This is a genomic window from Peptococcus simiae (genome assembly GCF_046569735.1).
GTDB lineage: Bacteria > Bacillota > Peptococcia > Peptococcales > Peptococcaceae > Peptococcus > Peptococcus simiae_A.
Map to the genome: position 1 here is coordinate 1 of NZ_JBKICG010000048.1, position 554 is coordinate 554.

Annotated in this window: 2 protein-coding genes; both read left to right on the top strand. The window is 39.2% G+C overall.

Annotation, left to right across the window (positions count from 1 at the left end):
* On the top strand, positions 1 to 287 hold a 287-nt coding region (locus ACLGL1_RS09800; protein ID WP_411008486.1), incomplete at its 5' end, for a Panacea domain-containing protein.
* Positions 280 to 554, top strand: a 275-nt coding sequence (locus ACLGL1_RS09805) for a hypothetical protein (protein ID WP_411008487.1), incomplete at its 3' end; no start/stop codon positions are given. The genes ACLGL1_RS09800 and ACLGL1_RS09805, both read left to right, overlap by 8 nt.

The following is a 554-nucleotide window of genomic DNA, read 5'->3' on the forward strand; positions in this document are numbered from 1 at the left end:
CCCCTTCTCTTTATCCCTATTTTGCAGATTATAGATGGAATGAAATCCCGAGGATTGAGTCGGACGAAGGTTCTTTCACGGAAGAAGAGTTAGATGTACTGGAGGCAGTATATTTGACCTATGGAGGCTTTACGGGAGACCAACTTGAAAGTCTGACCCATTCAGAGGATCCATGGATAATAGCAAGAGGAGAATTAAAGCCTTGGGAGACGAGCAGAGAGGTTATATCTCATGCTTCCATGAGAGAATATTACTCTAAGAAATATGAAGAAGCGCAAAATGACTAAAAAAATTAAACTTCCGCCGGTGAGCGCAGAATTAAGTGACTATACAAAAACTCTTCCCTATAATGGAAATGCTGTTACAGAGAAGAGTTTTTCTTTTTCCTTTGCTTGTTTTGATAGAACGCACGAATTATTTAATTTAGGCAGCAAGGATAGAGGTAAAAGCGTTTCGGGAGAGTGGTTTATTGAATTAATGGACTGCTTCAAAAGTGTAAGTAACAAAACGATCTCAGAATTGAAGTCTTCTTTGCACGACTTGCACTCAATAAG